Raw genomic sequence first — 19,367 nt, 5'->3', positions numbered from 1 at the left:
GGCTCCCCACGGCGGTCTATCGCGGCAGGATGTACCGCTCGATCGCCAAGGCCGCGCCGTCTTCGGTCACGGCGGCAGTCACGACATCGGCCTGGCGCCTGATCGCCTCTTCCGCCTGCCCCATGGCAATCGACAATCCCGCCCGGTGAAACATCGCCGGGTCATTGCCGCCGTCGCCCATCGCTGCGGTCTGCTCCAGCGGCACCCCCAGGAACTCGGCGAGCGTCGACAACGCCTCACCTTTGTTTGCCTTCATCGCCGTCACGTCGAGGTAGATCGGTTGCGAACGCGACACCTGGGCCTGGCCCTTGAGCAGCGGGTGCAGCCGAGCCTCCAATTCCACCAGCAGGTCGGTGTTGGCGCTGGTGGCGACGATCTTGTCGATCCGCTCCAGATACGGCTCGAAACTCTCGACTTCTACTGGCGGGTAACCCAGGCCACGGGTCTCCACCGGCACCATCGGGCCGTTGGCGTCGCGCACCAGCCAATCGCCATCGGCGAAGACCCAGACCTCGATGCCGGGCTGATCGGCGTACAGCGCCAGCGTGGCCAGCGCGGCCTCGGGCGGCAGGTAATGGACCGCAAGGAAGCTGCCGTCGGGATGAACCAGCGTGCCACCGTTGAACGCCGCCGTAGGCAGGTCGACGCCCAGGGCCTCGATCTGCTGCAACATGGCCCGCGGCGGTCGCCCGGTGGCGAGGCTGAACAGCACGCCGGCCTCACGCAACGAGCGAACCGCTTCAACGGTGCGCTGGTTGAGACTGTGATCAGGTAGCAGCAGCGTGCCGTCCATGTCGCTGAGTAAGAATCGGATGGGATGCTTCACCAGATCACTCATCCGAGGCCATGCCAGACGCGACTGTCGCGGGTGAGCAAATCATCGGCGGCCGCCGGGCCATCTTCCCCGGCCTTGTAGGGCTGAACCGTTGCGTCCTGTTGCCAGGCATCAAGGAACGGCTGCACGGCGCGCCAGCCGTTTTCGATGTTGTCGGCGCGCTGGAACAGCGTCTGGTCGCCAGTCAGGCAATCGTAGATCAGGGTCTCGTAACCCGTGGATGGCTGCATTTCGAAGAAATCCTTGTAGGCAAAGCCCAATTCGATATTGGCCATGTCGAGGGCCGGCCCCGGCCGCTTGGCCAGCAGGTCGAACCACATGCCTTCATTGGGCTGAATCTGGATTCTCAAGTACGTCGGTTGCAGTTCGTCGACTTCGGTGTCGCGAAACTGCGCGTAAGGCGCCGGCTTGAAGCAGATGACGATCTCCGTGTCCCGCACGCTCATGCGCTTGCCGGTGCGCAGGTAAAACGGCACGCCCACCCAGCGCCAGTTATCGATCATGACCTTGAGGGCAACGTAGGTCTCGGTGTTGCTGTCGGCAGCGACGTTGGCTTCCTGGCGATAACCGGTCACGGCCTTGCCGCCGATTTCACCAGCGGTGTACTGGCCGCGGATCGAGTTGGCGCGGGCCTGTTCCACCGACCAGGGCCGGATCGCCCCGACGACCTTGGCCTTTTCCCCACGTACCGCGTCAGCACCAAACGCCGCTGGCGGCTCCATGGCCACCATCGCCAGCAATTGGAAAAGATGGTTCGGCACCATGTCCCGCAGGGCGCCGGTGTGTTCATAAAAACTGCCACGGGTTTCCACGCCGACGGTTTCGGCGGCGGTGATTTGCACGTGGTCGATATAGTGGTTGTTCCAGAACGCCTCGAACAGGCTGTTGGAGAAGCGACTGACCAGAATGTTCTGCACCGTCTCCTTGCCCAGGTAATGGTCGATGCGATAGATCTGTTTCTCGCTCATGACCTTGAGCAGGCAGGCGTTCAGCGCTTCGGCGGTTTGCAGGTCGGAACCGAAGGGTTTTTCGATCACCACCCGCCGGAAAGCCCCCTCCTGCTCCTGAAGCAGCCCGGCCGCACCGAGGCGGCTGACCACTTCACTGAAAAAGCGCGGCGCGGTCGCCAGGTAGAAGACCGCGTTGCCGGTGCCGCTGGCGGCGATTTTTGCCGCCAGCGCCTGGTAGGTACCGTCATCGAGGAAATCACCCTGGACGTAGCTGATGCCCTGGGCCAGCGTGGCCCACAGCACCGGGTCGAGCGCGCGGTCGGCATCACCGCCCTTGCTCGCCGCTTCGTTGCGGATGAAATCCTCGAGTTTCTTGGCAAAATCCACATCGCTGATGGCGTTGTGGTCAACCCCGATGATGCGCAGCCCATCGCCCAGCAGACCGTCGCGACTGAGGTGGTACAGCGCCGGCATCAGCAGGCGCTTGACCAGATCACCATGGGCACCGAACAAAAACAACGTGGTCGGCGGCGCGGGTTCTGCCTTGGATTTGCTGGCGATCGAGGTCATTTTTTCGGCGTCTCCACGTGGCCGCCAAAGCCGAAGCGCATGGCCGAGAGCATTTTGTCGCCGTAGGTGCTTTGCTGGCGCGAGCGGAAACGGGCGAACAGCGAACTGGACAGGACCGGCACCGGCACCGCTTGCTCGATGGCCGCCTCGATGGTCCAGCGCCCTTCACCGCTGTCGGCGACTTCGCCGGAAAAACCATCCAGTTTCGGATCGCTGGCCAAGGCGTCGGCGGTCAAATCCAGCAGCCAGGACGAGACCACGCTGCCACGGCGCCAGACTTCGGCGATATCGGCCACGTTCAGGTCAAAACGCTGCTCTGGTGGCAGGCTTTCGCTGGATTTGGTCTTGAGGATGTCGAAGCCTTCGGCGAAGGCCTGCATCATGCCGTACTCGATGCCATTGTGGATCATCTTCACGAAATGCCCGGCACCGGCCGGGCCTGCGTGGATGTAGCCGCGTTCGGCGCGGTCATCGTCGGATGTGCGGTCACGGGTGCGCGGAATGTCGCCCATGCCCGGTGCCAGGCTGTCGAACAGCGGGTCCAGGCGCTTCACCACCTCGGCCTCACCGCCAATCATCATGCAGTAGCCGCGCTCCAGGCCCCAGACACCGCCGGAAGTACCGACATCGATGTAGCTCAGGCCTTTTTCCGACAGGGCCTGGGCGCGACGAATGTCGTCCTTGTAGTACGTGTTGCCACCATCAATGATCACGTCGCCCGGCTCGAGCAGCTCGCTGAGGACGTTGATGGTGTCTTCGGTGGGTGCGCCGGCCGGCAGCATGACCCAGACCGCTCGTGGCTTGTCCAGGCCGGCGACCAGTGCCGGCAGGTCCACGACGCCCGTGGCGCCCTCCTGGCTCAGGTTTTCGACAAAAGCGGTATTGCGGTCATAGACGACGGTGGTGTGCCCATTGAGCATCAGGCGCCGCGCAATATTGCCGCCCATGCGGCCCAGTCCAATGATCCCGAGTTGCATGTGCTGATGCTCCCTACTACAAATAAAGGTGTGTCAAAGGTTTAGCTCAAGGTGACTTGTGGAGGTTAGTCCAGAGCATTGCTGCATAGTTTCCGGGTAAATCGCCCGATCACAAAGGATAACGTTCAAAAACCGGCCGAAGACACGGCGACCATGAAAAATAAAAAAGTTCCATTCACGAGCAAAAGTATTCAGAATCGGCGCCGATAAAGAGGTGTCGACCAAAAAAACTGGCGACATCTCTCTAGTTGATGTACGCCATTTGCGAGGTGAGCAATGGGCCCAGTCGTTACCGCACGTCCCCCCCAAACCCTTTATGTGACCATTCGTCGCGATGAATTGCGCCTACTCAAGGAAGAACGCGATCTACTGCTTGATGAAGTGACGCAACTGCGCATGCAGCTGCAATACGCACAGCTGTCCCACCAGAGCCAGTCCCTGGCTCGGTAACCGCCCAAGAGGCATACCGTCGGGAAGTGGCACCAGCCCCAAGCCGGTGTCACTCATACGCCCTCTATATAACTGCATAACTGCCCAGCTGTGGCGAGGGAGCATGTTCCCGCTCGGTTGTGCAGCAACCGCCGAACCTTTGGGGCCGCTACGCGACCCAGCGGGAGCAAGCTCCCTCGCCACAGGATGGGGCGCCTCTCGCCTGTCTTGATTGCCTGATTCACCCCCGCCTGCGTTTTGTAACCGAAAAACTAACAAAGTTTTCACAACCGGCTCGTAATACTCCCCGCCTTTAAGATTGCTCGGCGTATGCCTGCGGTCACCAGTCCGGTGCCAGCAGCTTCGTCGACAGAGGCTGGAGCGCTTGATGAGCTTGTTCAAACGCAGCAAAACGACTGCGAAAGGTTTCGACTGGGCCGGATTCGGCTGGCTGTTTCTGTTCTTCTGGTACTTCTCGGGTATCACCCAACTACTCATTCTGCTCAGCGACACCTCGGGTTTCGCCGGCTTTCGCCAAGCGTTCGTGATGAGTGCGGTGTGGCTGGCGCCCCTGCTGCTCTTCCCTGCCCGTACGCGCTTGCTGGCGGCATTGATCGGCGTGGTGTTGTGGGCTTGCTCCATGGCCAGCCTGGGCTACTTCTTCATTTACCAGCAAGAATTTTCCCAAAGCGTCATCTTCATCATGTTCGAATCGAACGTGTCTGAAGCCGGCGAGTACCTGACCCAGTATTTTGCCTGGTGGATGGTGGCGGCGTTCCTGGCCCATACCGCCGTGGGTTATTGGCTCTGGACCCGCCTGCGCCCGGTGTACCTGCCCCGGCGCCAGGCCGTGGTTGTCGCAACCGTCATCGTGCTCGCCGTGGTCGGTTATCCGCTGGTCAAGCAGACCCTGCGCACCGGCAGCTTCGCTCGTGGCCTGGAGAAGTTCGAAAACCGGATCGAGCCGGCGGTGCCCTGGCAGATGCTGGTGGCCTACCGTCGCTATGGTGAGCAGTTGGAGAACATGCGAGGCATGCTCCACAGTGCCAGCAAGATCCCTCCCCTGAGCAACCTCAAGGACGGCATGGCAGAACAGCCGGCCACCCTGGTGCTGGTGATCGGTGAGTCCACCAACCGCCAGCGCATGAGCCTCTACGGTTACCCGCGGGAAACCACACCGGAGCTGGATAAGCTCAAGGACCAGCTGTCGGTGTTCGACAATGTCATCACCCCGCGCCCCTATACCATCGAAGCGCTGCAACAGGTGCTGACCTTCGCCGACGAACAGAACCCGGACCTGTACCTCAGCACGCCTTCGCTGGTGAGCATGATGAAGCAGGCCGGCTACAAGACTTTCTGGATCACCAACCAGCAGACAATGACCAAGCGCAACACCATGCTCACGACCTTTTCCCAACAGGCCGATGAACAGGTGTACCTGAACAACAACCGCAACCAGAACTCCGCGCAGTACGATGGCGACGTGATCGAGCCGTTCAACAAGGCCTTGGCCGACAGCGCCCCGCGCAAGCTGATCGTGGTGCACCTGCTCGGCACCCACATGAGTTATCAATACCGGTACCCGCCGACGTTCAACAAGTTCACTGATCGCCAGGGCGTACCGGCGGGCCTGCGTGATGATCAGGTCCCGACCTACAACAGCTACGATAACGCGGTGTTGTACAACGACTTCGTCGTCTCCAGCCTGATCAAGGATTACGCCAGGACCGACCCCAACGGTTTCCTGCTGTACCTCTCGGACCATGGTGAAGACGTGTTCGATTCGCAGGGTCACGGCACGCTGGGTCGTAACGAAGCCAAGCCGACAGCGCCGATGTATACCATTCCCTTCATGGCCTGGGCTTCGCCCAAGTGGCGCGAAAACCATGACTGGAACTTTGCCGGCGATCTGTCACGGCCCTACAGCAGCTCGCACCTGATTCACACCTGGGCAGACCTGGCCGGCCTGAGCTTCGATGAACTGGACCGCAGCAAGAGCCTGGTCAGCGATGACTTCAAGGCCCGTCCGCTGCTGATCGGCAATCCATATGAAGCCCCGCGCAGGGCCCTGATCGACTTCAGCCTGATGCAGCCCAAGGCGCCCTTGGCTGAAGTGGTGCAAAAATAACCGCACCCCACCACAAGCCCGCTTTTACAGGGGCTTGATCCAGAACTGCATAATGCCGTGGGCCGGGTCGAACATGCCGGCGGCAAAGCCGAACTTGGCGTAGCTGCCCTGGGCGACGGCGTTGCCTTCAAGCACTTCCAGGGTGATCTTGCAGCAACCGCGCTGACGGGCAATGTCCTCGACCTTCTGCAGCATCTTCTGGCTCAACCCGAGGCCGCGAAATTCCGGCATGACCGCCACGTCGTGGATATTCACCAGGGGCCGGCAGGCAAAGGTTGAAAAACCTTCGAAGCAATTGACCAGCCCGGCCGGTTCGCCATTGACGAACGCCAGCACGCTGAAGGCATGGGGCCGCTTGGCCAGTTCCTCCGGCAAGTGCAGCAGCACCTCGGCCGGCAACGAATGCCCCCCACCCATCGGATCCTGCGCATAACCGTTGAGCACATGACAGATCGCTTCGGCGTGGACCGGGTTGGTGTAGCTGGCTTGCAGAACAAGGATGTCCTTGGCTTCTTCCATGACCTTCCATCTCACTTCAGTAGGACCGCGGCACAATGCCGTCGGCGGGATACAGGTCAGGCGTACTGACCAAAACGTTGCATTTGCATTTCCTGGAGGCGACTGAGCGTACGGCGAAACGGGAATTGCAGATAGCCCTCGGTGTACAACTCATCCATCGGCACCGCGGCCGAAAGACACAGCGGCACCTTGCGGTCATAACATTCATCGACCAGGGCGATGAATCGCCGCACGCCGTCGTCGTGGACCGACAACTGCGGCAACTCACGATCACCGGCCACGACCCGTTCGACGCCGTCCTCGGTGCCACGAGCAATGCGCCCTTCGCGCTGTTCAGCGCTCAGACAGGGCACGTCACTGAGCAGGATGACATTGAAGCGGTCGCACAGCGCCATGAAATCCAACGCTGAAAACGGTTGCTCGCATAAGTCGGCGTAACGGCTCCACAGCACGGCATCGCTGGCCTGGACCGGTTCCAGCAGACGATGGCCCACTTCAATCGGCGCTCGGCTCGACACCTGCCCGGCGGTCAACAGCTCGAAGACATCGCCCAGCGGGTCGGGTTGCCCTGGATCGCGCAACCAGTAACGCTGCTGCAATTGGCCTGGGTGTTGGCGATGGTCTTGCCAGCCGTTCACCGGCACGATCTGCATGTGCTGCTTGATCGCGGTGATGGTCGGCAGGAAGCGCTCGCGGTTATGGCCGTTGGCATAAAGCTCTTCCGGGGGCAGGTTGGAGGTACTCACCATCACCATGCCCAGCTCGAACATCACCTGGAACAAACGCCCGAGGATGATCGCGTCGCCAATGTCGTTGACGAACAGCTCGTCAAAACACAGCACCCGTACCTCCGCGCTCAACTCCCTGGCCAGGGCCTGCAAAGGGTCCGGCGTGCCGGTGAGCTGGAACGAACGCTGGTGCACCCACGCCATGAAATGATGGAAGTGCTGACGGCGCGCCGGCACCTTGAGGCTTTCATAAAAGCGGTCCATCAGCCAGGTCTTGCCACGCCCCACCGGCCCCCAGAGATAAACGCCCTTGATCGACCTGCGTCCTTCGTGCAACGCCTGGTGGCATTGCTCCAGGGCCATGATGGCCAACTCCTGGGCCTCATCCTGGACGAAACCGCGGTGTTCGATGGCGTGCTGCCAAGCACTCAGGGGGGAGTCGAAAGTCATACAGCCCGGGTCCGGAAAACGAAGGTGGGGAGTATGCCATGGCAGCATGGGGTGATGAGTCATTCATCTGCTTGTGGACTCAACGCCGAGCCCTGTGGCGAGGGAGCTTGCTCCCGCTCGGTTGCGCAGCAACCGCAAAAACTTGGGGCCGCTGCGCAGCCCAGCGGGAGCAAGCTCCCTCGCCACAAAGGCGTTCAACTCCTGGCACAACAGCGTTCAACTGCTGGTGTAACAGCGTTGGGGCAGGATGCTAAATCGAAATATCCAACCGACTGATCTTGCCCTGCTCATCGAGCCGGAAGGTATAGCGCAGCTCCAACGGGCTGCCGGGGAATGTGCCGGAGATCAGGTTGTGCACCAGCACCTTGCCTGTGCGTTGCTGCACATTGAGAACCTCGACTCGCGGCTGGAAGCGCTGGGCGGTGTCTTCCATCCATTGGGCGATGGCCTGGGTGCCGACACGGTGTTGGCCTTCATCGAACACATTGGCGTCCTCGGCGAAGAAACGCGTCACCGCCGAACTGTCACGGGCATTGGCAGCCGCGATGTAGCCGGCGATGGCCGGGGCCAGGGAAGAGACGGGGTTGGACATGGCATGGCTCCTTGTTTTATCGATCTGGCACCATGCTAGAACAGCGCTGTGTCAGTTTTTGTCAGGAGTGAAACGCCCGATTTCGTCCAGCTTCATCAGCGCAAACCAGTCCCGCAGCAAATCGCTGCGCCGGCCTGGATAGCGCTCGCCCTGCTCGGAGGCCGAGGCAATCCGGTCGGTGCGAAAGGTCCGATAGGCGCCGCGCAGTTCGCACCAGGCCACCACCACCCGCGCCTCATTGAAAAAGCCCAGGGCCAGCGGCCAGATCAGCCGTTGGCTCGGGGTCTTGTTCACGTCGGCGTAGTCGATGTGCAGCTTGGCCTGGGCGCGAATGGCCTGGCGGTAGACATTCAGTTCCACGGTGTTCTGCGGATAGCCATAACCCGGCGGGCCAGGCAGCACTGTGGGGTTGCGCAACGCGTCCCGCACATCCGGGGCCAGCACCGCGGCGACCTTCGCCAACGCGTCGGCGGCCGCCTTGCCCAGCACCTCGTCTGCGCGCTGATCCACGTAGCGCAAGCCCAGCACAATGGCCTCGATTTCATCGGCGGTGAACATCAGTGGCGGCAGGAACAGGCCGCTGCGCAATACATAACCGATGCCCGCCTCGCCCTGGATCGGCGCGCCAAGGGCCGTGAGTTCGGCAATGTCGCGGTACAAGGTGCGCTCGGAGACGTTCAGTTCACCCGCCAATGTCGCGGCGGTGACTGGGCAACGCTTGCCTCGCAGGACTTGCAACAAAGTGAGCAGCCGAGTGGTACGCGACACGATGGACTGTCCGCAAAGAAAAGATGACGCAGATTAGCAGAGGCTGGTGTCAGAAACTGTCAGGAGCCCTTTGACTATGTCGATGAGCCTTTGTGGTATGAACCCTGTGGTATGAGCTTTTGTGGCGAGGGAGCTTGCTCCCGCTCGGTTGCGCAGCAACCGCAAATGCTTGGGGCCGCTGCGCCCGAAGCGTCGGACCGGCCCAGCGGGAGCAAGCTCCCTCGCCACAAAAGCGCTCTCGCCAAGGGTTCGTTGGTTGCCGCGTGGTCCCTGTGGGGTATCGTGCTCAATGACCGCCTTTTTTTGAGAATTTATCCAATGCGCAGAATCCTCGGCCTTTCCGTTTTCCTGATCATGCTCAGCCTGAGCGCCTGCGCCCTCTTTCCGCACCGTGACCCGCTGAACATCAACGTGGTGGGCATCGAGCCATTGCCCAACCAGGGCCTGGAAGTGCGTTTCGCCGTGAAACTGCGTGTGCAGAACCCCAACGAAACCGCCATCGACTACAACGGCATGGCCTTGGACCTGGAGGTCAATGGTCGTACGCTGGCGACCGGGGTCAGTGACCAGGCCGGTTCGATCCCGCGCTTTTCCGAAGCGATCCTGAGTGTGCCGGTGAGTATTTCGGCGTTTTCCGTGCTGCGCCAGACCCTGGGCCTGAGCCAGACCCAAAGCCTGGACAACCTGCCCTATGTACTCAAGGGCAAGCTCGCCGGCGGCGTGTTCGGCACGATGCGCTTCGTCGACCGCGGGACCCTCGAGCTGCCGGGTTCCGCGGCGACGTGGTGAATCACGCCGTGAAGCGCACGCCGGGCTTGGCGCGTTCGTCCACCACCAGTTCGAACACGTCCGGCCTGGCGTAATGCCCGACCACATCGTAGTCATAGCGCGCCCGCACCAGATCATCGGTGTCGATTTCGGCGGTCAATAACCCTGCGGTGTCTTTCAGCGGTCCGGCGAGTACATCACCCATGGGCCCGACAATCACACTGCCACCGGCGATCAGCGGCCGTTCGGCCGGCCAGTGCGCGACGTCAATGCCCAGGGACTGCGGCGACGCCTGGACCTGACAGGCACTGACCACAAAACAGCGCCCTTCGTGGGCGATATGGCGCATGGTCACCTGCCACATCTCCCGCTCATCAACTGTCGGTGCGCACCAGACTTCCACGCCCTTGGCGTACATCGCGGTGCGCAGCAGCGGCATCATGTTCTCCCAGCACACCGCCGCACCAACCCGGCCGACCTGGCTGTCGATTACCGGCAAGGTCGAACCATCGCCCTTGCCCCAGATCAGTCGCTCGGTGCCGGTGGGCATCAACTTGCGGTGCCGGGCCACGAGGCCTGCATCGGGTTCGAAATACAGTGCGGTGCAGTACAGGGTACTACCGACGCGCTCGATGACGCCCAGCACCAGGCTCGCCCCGGTGCGCGCCGACAGCCCGGCCAACGCTTCGGTTTCCACGCCGGGCACGTCAATGGCGTTGGCAAAGTAGCGGGCAAACGCCTCGCGCCCCTCCGGCAATCGGTAACCCAGTTGCGTCCCGAACCCCTCGCCCTTGGGATAGCCACCCAACAGCGCTTCAGGCATGACCACCAGGCGCGCACCGGCTTGGCGAATGGCGTCTTCATAGGAAAGGATCTGCGCCAGGGTCTCGCCCTTGCCACCCGGCAACGAACCGATCTGCAGGGCAGCCACAATGGATTTGGGCATGGTTTTTCAACTCCTTGATCATCAGGTGTTGCTGATTCTCAAGCAGCGGCCGATCATGAATAAAGCCCCGAATGCTGCTAAATGATATGAGCCTCATGAATATCGCCGACATCGACCTCAACCTGCTCAAGACCTTCGAAGCCCTGCATGACGAGTCCAGCGCCAGCCGCGCCGCCGTGCGCCTGGGCGTGACGCAATCGGCCATCAGCGCTGCATTGCGCAGGCTTCGCGATGTGTATGGCGATCAATTGTTCGTGCGTACGGGACGGGGGTTGGCGCCGACGTTGCGGGCCAATCAACTGAAACCGGTGATCAGCGAAGCCCTGGACAAATGTCGCCAGAGCCTGGCGATGATCGACCCGGACGCCAGTCATTATGACGGTCGTTCGGTCATCGTCGGCCTGTCGGACGATTTCGAGATTGCCCATGGACGCCGCCTGATCGAGGAAGTGGCCCGCCGCGCGCCGGGCCTGCGCTTGATTTTCCGCCAGACCCACAGCCAGATCGTCGGCAGCGCCTTGATGGAGCGCGACGTTGACCTGGCGATCACGGCGGGCGGTTTCGCCCAACGGTTGCTCAGCCGCCAGGTGTTGGGCGAAGGCGACTACGCCTGTCTCCTGGACGCGGCGAGCCTGGCCCAAGGCCAACAAACCCTCAGCCTGGAGGCGTTCGTGGCCCGTGAGCATCTGCTGGTGTCTTCGGGGGGCTTCATCGGCATCACCGACGAAGGGCTGGCCGGGCTTGGCCTGAGTCGGCGCGTCTGTGCCTCGACCACGCATTTTGCCGGGTTGCCGTTCCTGCTCAAGGGCAGCCAGGCCGTGGCGACGATTCCGACCCACGCCGCCCGGGCCATCGCCAACCTCAGCGGCCTGGCCTTGCTGCCCTGCCCCCTGGCCTTGCCCCGCTACCCCATCGAACTGGGCTGGCGAACCCACACGCAAATGGACCCAGCGGTGGTCAAGGTGCGCGAGGCCATTACCGCGACGTTCGCCTGAGGCTTACTTGTTGGCGGCCATCAGGCGATTGACTTCACTGCGCACCATGTTGGCGTATTCCGGCGGCGACATGCCGTCCAGCTCGGCACGCACCCACTCGGCCCACTTGCCCTTGCGCTTGGAGCGCTCGCCGAACAGCCGGGCGGCATCGCCCTTGGCCTTGCCCAAATTGTTTTGCCACAGTTCAAAGAGTCGGGATTTTTCGTCTTCCAGCGCAGCGCGCTCGGCCAAGGGCTTGTCAGCCAGATTGAAGCTCATGGGAATTACCTGTTGCGTAAATAGGCGCCATCTTACACCTTGCAGGGAAACGTCTTAACCACGATTTGCGATGGAATGCCTTGCCAGGGCCGCGCGCTGCAACTTTTGTACAAGCGCGACACTCCATTGTTCAATGCCATCATCCACAAGGAGCATTTCCATGGCCCGTAAAGGCACCGTGCAAACGAACGGAGAGCAAATCAAGGATCAGGCTTTCAGCGAACTGAAGGCATTGATTGAAGAATCGGAGAAGCTGCTCAAAAGCAGTGCCTCGCTGGTGGGCGAAGAAGCCGAAAACCTGCGGGGCCAGGTCTCCCAGAAACTGCAACAGGCCCTCGATTCGGTCGCCAGCGCCCGGGAGCGCACCCGTCCGATGGTCGATGCCACCGAGGTCTATATCGGCGGCCACCCCTGGCAGACCGTGGCGATTTCCGCTGGGTTCGGGCTGGTGGTGGGCTTGCTGTTGGGGCGGCGTTAAACCACATCCTCAGCAGGAGTTGTGCGTGGTTAACAACTGTGGGAGCGAGCTTGCTCGCGATGGCGGTGTGCCAGGCAACATCAATGCTGCTGGGCCGCCGCTATCGCGAGCAAGCTCGCTCCCACAGGGGGTATGCAGTTCTTGCGTTAAGCCACAGGCCCCGCCCGCAGGATCGACGCATCCTCCCCGCGATACAACGCCTCGACCTTCCCTGCCCGCCACTGCAATACCGCCCGCTGGTTGATCGAGCCCTTGTCGGTGATTTCACCGCGGTCGATGGAGGCCGGCTCATCGAGCAAGGCAATCCATTCCACGCGACTGGCGTTGCCACTGGCTTCGCGGTTCAGGCGTTGCAGCCAGTCGGCGAACCATCGGCGTACCGGCGGGCTGCCAAGGACCTGGGCATCGCTAGCCGCCGCACCCAGGCCTGACAGGCGTCGGCATTCCGCAAGGCGTGGAAACACCAGTGCGCCCAGGCACTCGCGATCCGGTGCGGTGATCACCAGGTCCTGGACATAGGGCGTGCCTTCCAGCACCGCTCGGTTGCGCAACGGGCCGACGCTGACGAATACCCCGGAGGACAATTTGAAATCCTCGGCGATCCGTCCATCGAACATCAGCCCCAGTTGCGGATTGCTGGCATCGGCCAGCTTGATCGCATCCCCGGAACAATAAAAACCGTCTTCGTCGAACACGTCAGCGGTCTGCTGCGGCGAGCGCCAGTAGCCAGGCATGATATGCGGCCCGCGAAAGCGCCCTTCGAACTTGCCGTCCACTGGCACCAGCCGGACTTCGCAACCAGGCGCCGGTAGACCAATGTAGCCGGCCATGGACAAGGGCCCGGTGGTGAAGGTGCAGGACGGCGACGCCTCGGTCATGCCCAGGCCGGCCATCATGCGGATACGTTCGCCGCAATGCTGCTCGGCGACCTTGTCGAGCCGGTCCCAGGTCGTTTGCGACAGGCCCGCCGCGGCAAAGAAGAACAGGCTGATGCGCTTGAAGAAACGCTCGCGCAATTCACCGTCCTGCTCCAGGGCGCTGACCAATTCCTCCCAGCCCTTGGGCACGGTCAGGTAGGCCGTCGGCGAAATTTCCTTGAGGTTGCGCAGGGTCTCGGCAAAGCCTTGGGCGGTGGGTTTACCGTCGTCCAGGTAGAACGTCCCGCCGTTGTACAGCACGATGCCGAGGTTGTGGCTGCCACCAAATGTGTGGTTCCACGGCAGCCAGTCCACCAGCACCGGCGGCGTTTCGCCGAACACTGGAAAGGTCTGAAGCAGCATCTGCTGATTGGCGCACAGCATGCGTTGGGTGGTGATCACCGCCTTGGGCAGCTTGGTGGAGCCCGAGGTAAACAGGAACTTGGCAATGCTGTCCGGCCCGGTGGCGGCGAACGCCTGCTCGGCTTCAATGCCGCCGGGTTGGGCCAGCAGGCTGGCAAAACGGGTCCCAGGCCGGCCCGCCATCTCGCCACGCACGGTGATCAAGGGGACGTCCGCCGGCAATACGGCATTGATCGCCCGCTCGAACGGTGCGGCTTCGCTGACAAACACCAGACCCGGCTGCAACAGATCGCAGACGTGGCGCAGCTTGGCGAAATCCTGGGACAGCAATGAATAGGCCGGTGAAACCGGGCAATAGGGAATGCCGGCGTACATTGCGCCGAGGGCCATTTGCAGGTGCTCGATGTCGTTGCCGGAGAGCAACGCCAGGGGTTTTTCCGCCGACAATCCGTAACTCAGCAGGCCTTGGGCGATGGCCCGGACGCTGTCGAGCATCTGCGCATAGCTGACTCGACGCCAGTCGCCACCCGCTTCACGGGCCGCGATAAACGTCTGCTGTGGGCGCACCTCGGCCCAGTGCACCAGGCGCTCGAGCAAACGCGCCGGCAAGGGGGCCAGGGGCTCCAGGGAACGCATGTGCAAGATGCCACGCTCTTCCCGGACTTCGACGGCAGGGTGACCAATCGACACCTGGCGATAACGCCCGGCCTCGGGTCGGGAGGACGATCTGGACTCGGAACTCACGTACATTTCCTCCACCAAGGCACACTCGGGTCGCAATGCGAGCGGAGCGTGGCAACACAGGGCTGCAGCCTTGTCATTATTATTCTGGCCTGCATCCGGGCGGCGGCCTTCATGGCCGGGCCGCCCGCGATGCGACGGGTTTCAGATCGGGTAATGCCGCGAACCGTTCTGCAAGGTCACCCAACGCAACTGAGTGAAATGCTCGATGGACGCCTTGCCACCAAAGCTGCCGTAACCGCTGGACTTGACCCCACCAAAAGGCATCTGCGCCTCGTCGTGCACGGTCGGGCCGTTGATGTGGCAAATGCCCGACTCGACCCGCTGGGCCAAGGCCAGCGCACGGCTGGTGTCGCGACTGAAGATGGCGGCCGACAGGCCAAACTCGGAATCGTTGGCCAGGCGCAGCAGTTCTTCATCGCCGTCACCGCGCAACAGCACCGCCACCGGCCCGAAGGACTCTTCACGGTACAGGCGCATGTGTGCGGTGACGCCGTCGAGCAAGGTCGGCTGCAGGATGCTGCCTTGCAACTGCCCACCGCTGACCAGCGTCGCGCCTTTGGCCAAGGCATCGTCGATCAGCCCCTTGATGCGCTGGCCGGCACTGGCATCGACCAACGAGCCCAACACCGAATCGCCAGCCGCCGGATCGCCGGCACGCAAGGTGGCGATCTTGGCGGTCAACTTGGCGACGAACGCATCCGCCACGCGGGCATCGACGATCAATCGCTCGGTGGACATGCAGATCTGGCCCTGGTTGAAGTAAGCCCCGAAGGCGGCCGCTTGCACCGCTGCATCCAGGTCAGCGTCGTCCAGCACCAGCAGCGGCGCCTTGCCGCCGAGCTCCAGCAACGCCGGCTTGAGATGGCGCGCCGACAGTTCGCCGACGATGCGCCCGACGTGGGTCGAGCCGGTGAAGTTCACTCGACGCACCGCAGGGTTGGCGATCAACCGTTCGACAATGGCTGGCGCATCCGCCGGGGCATTGCAGATCACGTTGACCACGCCGTCGCCCAGCCCGGCGTCTTGGAGCACCTGGCCAATCAAGCGGTGCACCGCCGGGCTGATCTCGGAAGCCTTGAGTACCACGGTATTACCGCAGGCCAGGGGCATGGCGATGGCGCGGGTCGCAAGAATCACCGGGGCGTTCCAGGGGGCGATGCCCAGCACCACGCCGCAAGGCTGACGCAGGGCCATGGCGAAACTGCCGGGCACGTCCGAAGGAATGATTTCGCCGTTGATCTGGGTGGTCATGGACGCGGCTTCGCGCAGCATGTTCGCCGCCAGGTGCACATTGAAGCCGTACCAGTTGGCCATGGCGCCGGTCTCGCCGGCAGCGGCGATAAACTCGCCACTGCGGGCCTGCAACTGCTCGGCCGCACGCAACAGACGCGTACGGCGCTCGTTGGGCGCCAGCGCGGCCCAGGCGGGAAACGCCGCTTGGGCGGCGGCCACGGCGGCATCGGCGTCTTCCAGGGTGGCGGCAGCCACGCGAGACACCACCTCACCCGTCACCGGGTTGCAGCGTTCGAAGGTCCGGCCATCGCGGGCCGGGCACGACTGGCCGCCAATCAACAGGGGCACGTCCAGCATGGTGATTCCTCTTTAATTGTCTTTATCGGGAACACATTGCAGCGATGTAACAGTAGCGTCAGGGCGACGCAGCGAACAGCGGGATGCGGCCCACCGTTCGCCGGTCGACTCAGCGCTTATAGGTTTGCAGGCCCGGCTTGATGCTCTTGTCGTCCAGGAACTGTTTCATGCCCTGCTCGCGGCCACCCTCGGTGTCGAGCAGGCGCGACTGGTCGAGCTTGGCGTACAGGTAATCCTCGTTCTGCTCCCAGGTCAGTTCGCGGCAGCGCTTGAAGCCATGTTTGGCGGCCCGCAGCACCACCGGGTTTTTCTCCAGCAGGTTGCGCGCCAGTTCCACGGTGACTTCGCGCAGCTGCGCCAGGGGCACGCTTTCATTGACCAAGCCCATCTCGGCGGCTTTCTGCCCGCCGAAGGTCTTGCCGGTCATGATGTAGTACAGCGATTGGCGATGGCCCACGGTATCGGCCATGGCCTTGCTGACCAGGTTGCCCGGCGGGATGCCCCAGTTGATTTCCGAGAGACCGAAAGTCGCTTCGTCGGCGCAGATCGCCAGGTCGCACGCCACCAGCGGGCTGAAACCGCCACCGAAGCACCAGCCATTGACCATGGCGATGGTCGGCTTGGCGTACATGCGCAACAGTTTCCACTGCCACTGCGACGCTTCGCGACGGATCTTTTCCTGGAGGATCTCCGGCCCGGCATCCACTTCGCGGAAGTATTCCTTGAGGTCCATGCCGGCAGTCCACGCATCACCGGCGCCGGTCAGCACCAGAACGCCGGCGGCGGGATCCTGCTCCAAGGTCTCGAGCACGTCGATCATCTCGCGATTGAGGGTCGGGCTCATGGCGTTGCGTTTTTCCGGGCGGTTGAGGGTGACCCAAGCGATGCCCTCTTCGATATCGACCTTGACCGTTTTCCAGCGACCTTCGTAATTGCTCATGATGCGTGCTCTCTTGTTCTTGGCTGAAGATGATCAAAAACTAAACCGGAAAAATAGTTATGTCAATTAACTATTAATCGATTTACCTGTATTTTTCAGAGGCTGGGTTGAAGATTTAAAAAACTGAATGTGCCCAAGCCCATAGCCAGCGCGCCGCAACCTCGGCAAACTGGATAGCCTTATTAATCACTTACCTTGAGGAAGCTCACTTCGATGGCCAAGTCTTCCAAGCTTGCCGAACCCGCCGAGCCCCTGGTCGCCGGTACCGACGCGCAGGCACCGCTGGACTCCGCGCTGGACGACCTGATCGGCTATGCCCTGCGTCGCGCCCAGTTGAAACTGTTCCAGAACCTGATCGGCCGGCTCGCCGTCCACGACCTGCGCCCCGCCCAGTTCTCGGCCCTGGCGATCATCGACCAGAATCCCGGCCTGATGCAGGCCGACCTGGCCAAGGCCCTGGCGATCGAACCGCCGCAGGTGGTGCCACTGCTGAACAAGCTGGAAAGCCGCGCCCTGGCCGTGCGTGTGCGCTGCAAACCGGACAAGCGCTCCTATGGCATTTTCCTGAGCAAGACCGGCGAAACCCTGCTCAAGGAACTCAAGCACATCGCCGTCCAGAGCGACCTTGATTCCACCACGGCCCTCTCAGCGGCTGAGCGTGAGGAGTTGCTGCGGTTGTTGAAGAAGGTTTACCAATAAGGCGCAGCGCTCCCCCTGTGGCGAGGGAGCTTGCTCCCGCTGGGTTGCGCAGCAGCCCCAACGCTAGCCAATGCGGTGCGTCAGACTGACCGAGTCGACGGTTTTAGGGTCGCTGCGCAACCCAGCGGGAGCAAGCTCCCTCGCCACGAAAGCACTGCGTCGCACCTCAATGCATCACCAGATCGGCACGCTGTACGTCACCAGGAACCGGGTCTGGTTTTCATCGCGAAACGCCGCCGTACCCGGGAAATCGTTGCGGTAGATCGATTTTCGCGCCAGCAGCCCGACGTTTTTCAGTGGGCCGCTCTGGACCACATACCCCAGCTCCATCTGGAACTCGCGCTCCTTGCGATCCTCGGCATTGAGGGCCGCCAGCTCGATGTGGTCACCACGCACATAACGCAATCGGCTCCTCAGGCACGGCACGCCCACGGCAGCGAAATCGTAGTCATGAATGGCCTGCCAGGTGCGTTCCTTGGCATTGAGGAAATCCGAACTCATGGTCATTTCACTCAAGCCCATCAGCTCGGTGCCGGACACATACGGCGTGGCCGTATCGCCACTGGCGTGCATGTAGCCCAGGCTGACGCGATGCCCGCCCAGGCGATAACCGACCAGCGCCGAAACGTTGCGGTTATCCACCTTGCCTGCCTTGGCCGCGCCGTCTTCATCACTGAAAAAGCTGCGCAGGTCGGTGGTTAGCACACCGTCGCCCAATGGCAGGTTGTGCAGCAATGCCAGGGTATTCTGTTGGTACAGATCCGCGACTTCGGCGTGGTAGGCCCGCAAGCTGAGGTCTTTGTTGACCTGGTAGTCGCCGCCCACATAGGCCATATGGGATGAAGTCGCCGCACCGTTGAAACGACGATTGGGCGAGGCGATGCTCATGGGCTGGTAATCGGTGGAATCGCGCCGGGCGATGCGGTCGATGTAACCCGTGTTCAACACCAAACCGTCGAAATCCTTGGAGCTGAGGGTCGTACCGCGAAAGGTCTGAGGCAACAGCCGCGACGGGCTGGCGAAGGCAAACGGCAGGAAAATCGACACGTCGCCGGTCTTCACTGTGGTTTGCGCGAAACGCAGCTTGCCGGTCACGCCCAGGCGCGAATACTCATCCGCCGCGCGCTTGTCGCTGCTCGACACAGGCAGCAGTTCAGTACCGCTTCGGTCCGGCGACGAGTCGAGCTTGATGCCCAGCAATCCCCTCACGTCGAGGCCGAACCCGACCGTGCCTGGGGTAAACCCCGACTCGACGTTCATGAACACGCCTTGGGCCCATTCCCTGGCCGCGGTCTTGGCGCCGTCGTCCTTGTAGTCGCGGTCCATGTAGTAGTTGCGCAAGGTCAGGGTGCCGTGGCTGTCGTCGACGAAGCCTTCCGCCCACGAAACCGGAGAACCCAGGCTCAATCCGAGACAGGCCAGCAGAGGGACAAGCGATGAAACAGGGCGCGCCTTCAGCGCATCCCGGGCAAGGTTTGGCATGTTTGGTGTCCATTTATTGTTGTTGTTTTGATCGGCCCAACCTTGGCGAGGGGGGCCGCGCGAACAAAGAATGGAAACGGTACGGGCGCTTCGTCAATCCAGAATGTCCGATAATCGAACATTAATGTAATTAACTAATTGACTAATTCGCTCGGAGTTTCTTGCCAACCCTCTGATTTTCATCATGAACTGGTCGATTGTTGACGTCCTGTCCGCACCCTTCATTTTTTAGTTAGCTTTG

The 19,367-nt window shown here is 62.0% G+C and carries 19 protein-coding genes; 6 read left to right on the top strand and 13 right to left on the bottom strand.

From position 1 onward, the window contains the following. Positions 1 to 16: 16 nt before the first annotated feature. The 3 genes from J3P85_RS12790 to gnd are packed head-to-tail and all read right to left on the bottom strand — an operon-like array spanning position 17 to position 3,332. Positions 17 to 838 (bottom strand): HAD family hydrolase, encoded by an 822-nt coding sequence (locus J3P85_RS12790; protein WP_434706078.1) that lies wholly within the window; start codon positions 836 to 838, stop codon positions 17 to 19. Then, the gene (gene zwf / locus J3P85_RS12785; protein WP_434706077.1) at positions 835 to 2,355 is read right to left on the bottom strand and encodes a glucose-6-phosphate dehydrogenase; all 1,521 of its coding nucleotides are present in this window, start codon (positions 2,353 to 2,355) and stop codon (positions 835 to 837) included. Before zwf ends, J3P85_RS12790 begins: the two co-directional genes overlap by 4 nt. After that, on the bottom strand, positions 2,352 to 3,332 hold the full coding sequence (gene gnd, locus J3P85_RS12780; RefSeq protein ID WP_434706076.1) for a phosphogluconate dehydrogenase (NAD(+)-dependent, decarboxylating): 981 nt from the start codon (positions 3,330 to 3,332) through the stop codon (positions 2,352 to 2,354). The genes zwf and gnd overlap by 4 nt, the downstream gene beginning before the upstream one ends. Positions 3,333 to 3,608: 276 nt before the next feature. Here gnd and J3P85_RS12775 point away from each other — a divergent pair, with 276 nt between their 5' ends. Next, a complete protein-coding gene (locus J3P85_RS12775) occupies positions 3,609 to 3,782 on the top strand; it encodes a DUF6026 family protein (protein ID WP_434706075.1) in 174 nt (57 codons plus the stop codon). 367 nt (positions 3,783 to 4,149) lie between these two features. Beyond that, positions 4,150 to 5,889, top strand: a complete 1,740-nt coding sequence (locus tag J3P85_RS12770) for a phosphoethanolamine transferase CptA (protein WP_434706074.1) — start codon at positions 4,150 to 4,152, stop codon at positions 5,887 to 5,889. A 24-nt stretch (positions 5,890 to 5,913) separates the two neighbouring features. On the opposite strand, the gene J3P85_RS12765 is transcribed toward J3P85_RS12770, so the two are convergent. From J3P85_RS12765 to J3P85_RS12750, 4 genes are all read right to left on the bottom strand, one after another. After that, complete coding sequence (locus tag J3P85_RS12765; protein WP_434706073.1) at positions 5,914 to 6,408, bottom strand: GNAT family N-acetyltransferase; 495 nt, start codon at positions 6,406 to 6,408, stop codon at positions 5,914 to 5,916. Positions 6,409 to 6,464: 56 nt separating this feature from the next. Continuing rightward, the gene (gene zapE, locus J3P85_RS12760) at positions 6,465 to 7,586 is read right to left on the bottom strand and encodes a cell division protein ZapE (RefSeq protein WP_434706072.1); all 1,122 of its coding nucleotides are present in this window, start codon (positions 7,584 to 7,586) and stop codon (positions 6,465 to 6,467) included. A 250-nt stretch (positions 7,587 to 7,836) separates the two neighbouring features. Next, a complete protein-coding gene (locus J3P85_RS12755) occupies positions 7,837 to 8,178 on the bottom strand; it encodes a nuclear transport factor 2 family protein (protein ID WP_053122268.1) in 342 nt (113 codons plus the stop codon). Positions 8,179 to 8,229: 51 nt separating this feature from the next. Next, a complete protein-coding gene (locus J3P85_RS12750) occupies positions 8,230 to 8,946 on the bottom strand; it encodes a helix-turn-helix transcriptional regulator (RefSeq protein WP_434706071.1) in 717 nt (238 codons plus the stop codon). Positions 8,947 to 9,264: 318 nt separating this feature from the next. On the opposite strand from J3P85_RS12750, the gene J3P85_RS12745 reads away from it, so the two are divergent. Further along, positions 9,265 to 9,735: an LEA type 2 family protein gene (locus J3P85_RS12745; RefSeq protein WP_250963548.1), complete on the top strand. Its 471-nt coding sequence runs from the start codon at positions 9,265 to 9,267 to the stop codon at positions 9,733 to 9,735. A gap of 1 nt (position 9,736) precedes the next feature. Here J3P85_RS12745 and J3P85_RS12740 read toward each other — a convergent pair whose 3' ends face one another. Then, positions 9,737 to 10,660 (bottom strand): carbon-nitrogen hydrolase family protein, encoded by a 924-nt coding sequence (locus tag J3P85_RS12740; RefSeq protein ID WP_186707645.1) that lies wholly within the window; start codon positions 10,658 to 10,660, stop codon positions 9,737 to 9,739. A 95-nt stretch (positions 10,661 to 10,755) separates the two neighbouring features. On the opposite strand from J3P85_RS12740, the gene J3P85_RS12735 reads away from it, so the two are divergent. After that, positions 10,756 to 11,655: a LysR substrate-binding domain-containing protein gene (locus J3P85_RS12735; RefSeq protein WP_434706070.1), complete on the top strand. Its 900-nt coding sequence runs from the start codon at positions 10,756 to 10,758 to the stop codon at positions 11,653 to 11,655. 3 nt (positions 11,656 to 11,658) lie between these two features. Here J3P85_RS12735 and J3P85_RS12730 read toward each other — a convergent pair whose 3' ends face one another. Beyond that, positions 11,659 to 11,913 (bottom strand): hypothetical protein, encoded by a 255-nt coding sequence (locus J3P85_RS12730; RefSeq protein WP_003181187.1) that lies wholly within the window; start codon positions 11,911 to 11,913, stop codon positions 11,659 to 11,661. Between the two features lie 160 nt (positions 11,914 to 12,073). On the opposite strand from J3P85_RS12730, the gene J3P85_RS12725 reads away from it, so the two are divergent. After that, on the top strand, positions 12,074 to 12,391 hold the full coding sequence (locus tag J3P85_RS12725) for a DUF883 family protein (protein WP_186707644.1): 318 nt from the start codon (positions 12,074 to 12,076) through the stop codon (positions 12,389 to 12,391). 146 nt (positions 12,392 to 12,537) lie between these two features. Here the strand turns inward: J3P85_RS12725 and J3P85_RS12720 are convergent, their stop codons facing one another. From J3P85_RS12720 to J3P85_RS12710, 3 genes are all read right to left on the bottom strand, one after another. Beyond that, the gene (locus J3P85_RS12720; protein WP_434706069.1) at positions 12,538 to 14,415 is read right to left on the bottom strand and encodes a feruloyl-CoA synthase; all 1,878 of its coding nucleotides are present in this window, start codon (positions 14,413 to 14,415) and stop codon (positions 12,538 to 12,540) included. A gap of 141 nt (positions 14,416 to 14,556) precedes the next feature. After that, positions 14,557 to 16,005 (bottom strand): aldehyde dehydrogenase, encoded by a 1,449-nt coding sequence (locus J3P85_RS12715; protein WP_434706068.1) that lies wholly within the window; start codon positions 16,003 to 16,005, stop codon positions 14,557 to 14,559. 109 nt (positions 16,006 to 16,114) lie between these two features. After that, the gene (locus tag J3P85_RS12710) at positions 16,115 to 16,945 is read right to left on the bottom strand and encodes a p-hydroxycinnamoyl CoA hydratase/lyase (RefSeq protein WP_003202420.1); all 831 of its coding nucleotides are present in this window, start codon (positions 16,943 to 16,945) and stop codon (positions 16,115 to 16,117) included. Between the two features lie 213 nt (positions 16,946 to 17,158). Between J3P85_RS12710 and J3P85_RS12705 the strand changes: the two genes are divergently transcribed. Continuing rightward, complete coding sequence (locus J3P85_RS12705) at positions 17,159 to 17,644, top strand: MarR family winged helix-turn-helix transcriptional regulator (RefSeq protein ID WP_434570673.1); 486 nt, start codon at positions 17,159 to 17,161, stop codon at positions 17,642 to 17,644. A 174-nt stretch (positions 17,645 to 17,818) separates the two neighbouring features. On the opposite strand, the gene J3P85_RS12700 is transcribed toward J3P85_RS12705, so the two are convergent. Next, positions 17,819 to 19,126 (bottom strand): OprD family porin, encoded by a 1,308-nt coding sequence (locus tag J3P85_RS12700; protein WP_434706067.1) that lies wholly within the window; start codon positions 19,124 to 19,126, stop codon positions 17,819 to 17,821. Between the last annotated feature and the right edge of the window lie 241 nt (positions 19,127 to 19,367).

The sequence above is a fragment of the Pseudomonas sp. Z1-12 genome (assembly GCF_051132015.1).
GTDB lineage: Bacteria > Pseudomonadota > Gammaproteobacteria > Pseudomonadales > Pseudomonadaceae > Aquipseudomonas > Aquipseudomonas zanjanensis.
Note: the sequence above shows the minus strand (reverse complement) of the source record. Positions and strands in the feature narration are given on the sequence as shown.

Coding starts and splice junctions, on each gene's coding strand:
- J3P85_RS12700 (WP_434706067.1), bottom strand. CDS start 19,126: ATGCCAAACCTTGCCCGGGATGCGCTGAAGGCGCGCCCTGTTTCATCG.
- J3P85_RS12735 (WP_434706070.1), top strand. CDS start 10,756: ATGAATATCGCCGACATCGACCTCAACCTGCTCAAGACCTTCGAAGCC.
- J3P85_RS12790 (WP_434706078.1), bottom strand. CDS start 838: ATGAGTGATCTGGTGAAGCATCCCATCCGATTCTTACTCAGCGACATG.
- J3P85_RS12725 (WP_186707644.1), top strand. CDS start 12,074: ATGGCCCGTAAAGGCACCGTGCAAACGAACGGAGAGCAAATCAAGGAT.
- J3P85_RS12765 (WP_434706073.1), bottom strand. CDS start 6,408: ATGGAAGAAGCCAAGGACATCCTTGTTCTGCAAGCCAGCTACACCAAC.
- J3P85_RS12715 (WP_434706068.1), bottom strand. CDS start 16,005: ATGCTGGACGTGCCCCTGTTGATTGGCGGCCAGTCGTGCCCGGCCCGC.
- J3P85_RS12705 (WP_434570673.1), top strand. CDS start 17,159: ATGGCCAAGTCTTCCAAGCTTGCCGAACCCGCCGAGCCCCTGGTCGCC.
- J3P85_RS12775 (WP_434706075.1), top strand. CDS start 3,609: ATGGGCCCAGTCGTTACCGCACGTCCCCCCCAAACCCTTTATGTGACC.
- J3P85_RS12745 (WP_250963548.1), top strand. CDS start 9,265: ATGCGCAGAATCCTCGGCCTTTCCGTTTTCCTGATCATGCTCAGCCTG.
- J3P85_RS12740 (WP_186707645.1), bottom strand. CDS start 10,660: ATGCCCAAATCCATTGTGGCTGCCCTGCAGATCGGTTCGTTGCCGGGT.
- J3P85_RS12770 (WP_434706074.1), top strand. CDS start 4,150: ATGAGCTTGTTCAAACGCAGCAAAACGACTGCGAAAGGTTTCGACTGG.
- J3P85_RS12755 (WP_053122268.1), bottom strand. CDS start 8,178: ATGTCCAACCCCGTCTCTTCCCTGGCCCCGGCCATCGCCGGCTACATC.
- zapE (WP_434706072.1), bottom strand. CDS start 7,586: ATGACTTTCGACTCCCCCCTGAGTGCTTGGCAGCACGCCATCGAACAC.
- J3P85_RS12730 (WP_003181187.1), bottom strand. CDS start 11,913: ATGAGCTTCAATCTGGCTGACAAGCCCTTGGCCGAGCGCGCTGCGCTG.
- gnd (WP_434706076.1), bottom strand. CDS start 3,332: ATGCAACTCGGGATCATTGGACTGGGCCGCATGGGCGGCAATATTGCG.
- J3P85_RS12710 (WP_003202420.1), bottom strand. CDS start 16,945: ATGAGCAATTACGAAGGTCGCTGGAAAACGGTCAAGGTCGATATCGAA.
- zwf (WP_434706077.1), bottom strand. CDS start 2,355: ATGACCTCGATCGCCAGCAAATCCAAGGCAGAACCCGCGCCGCCGACC.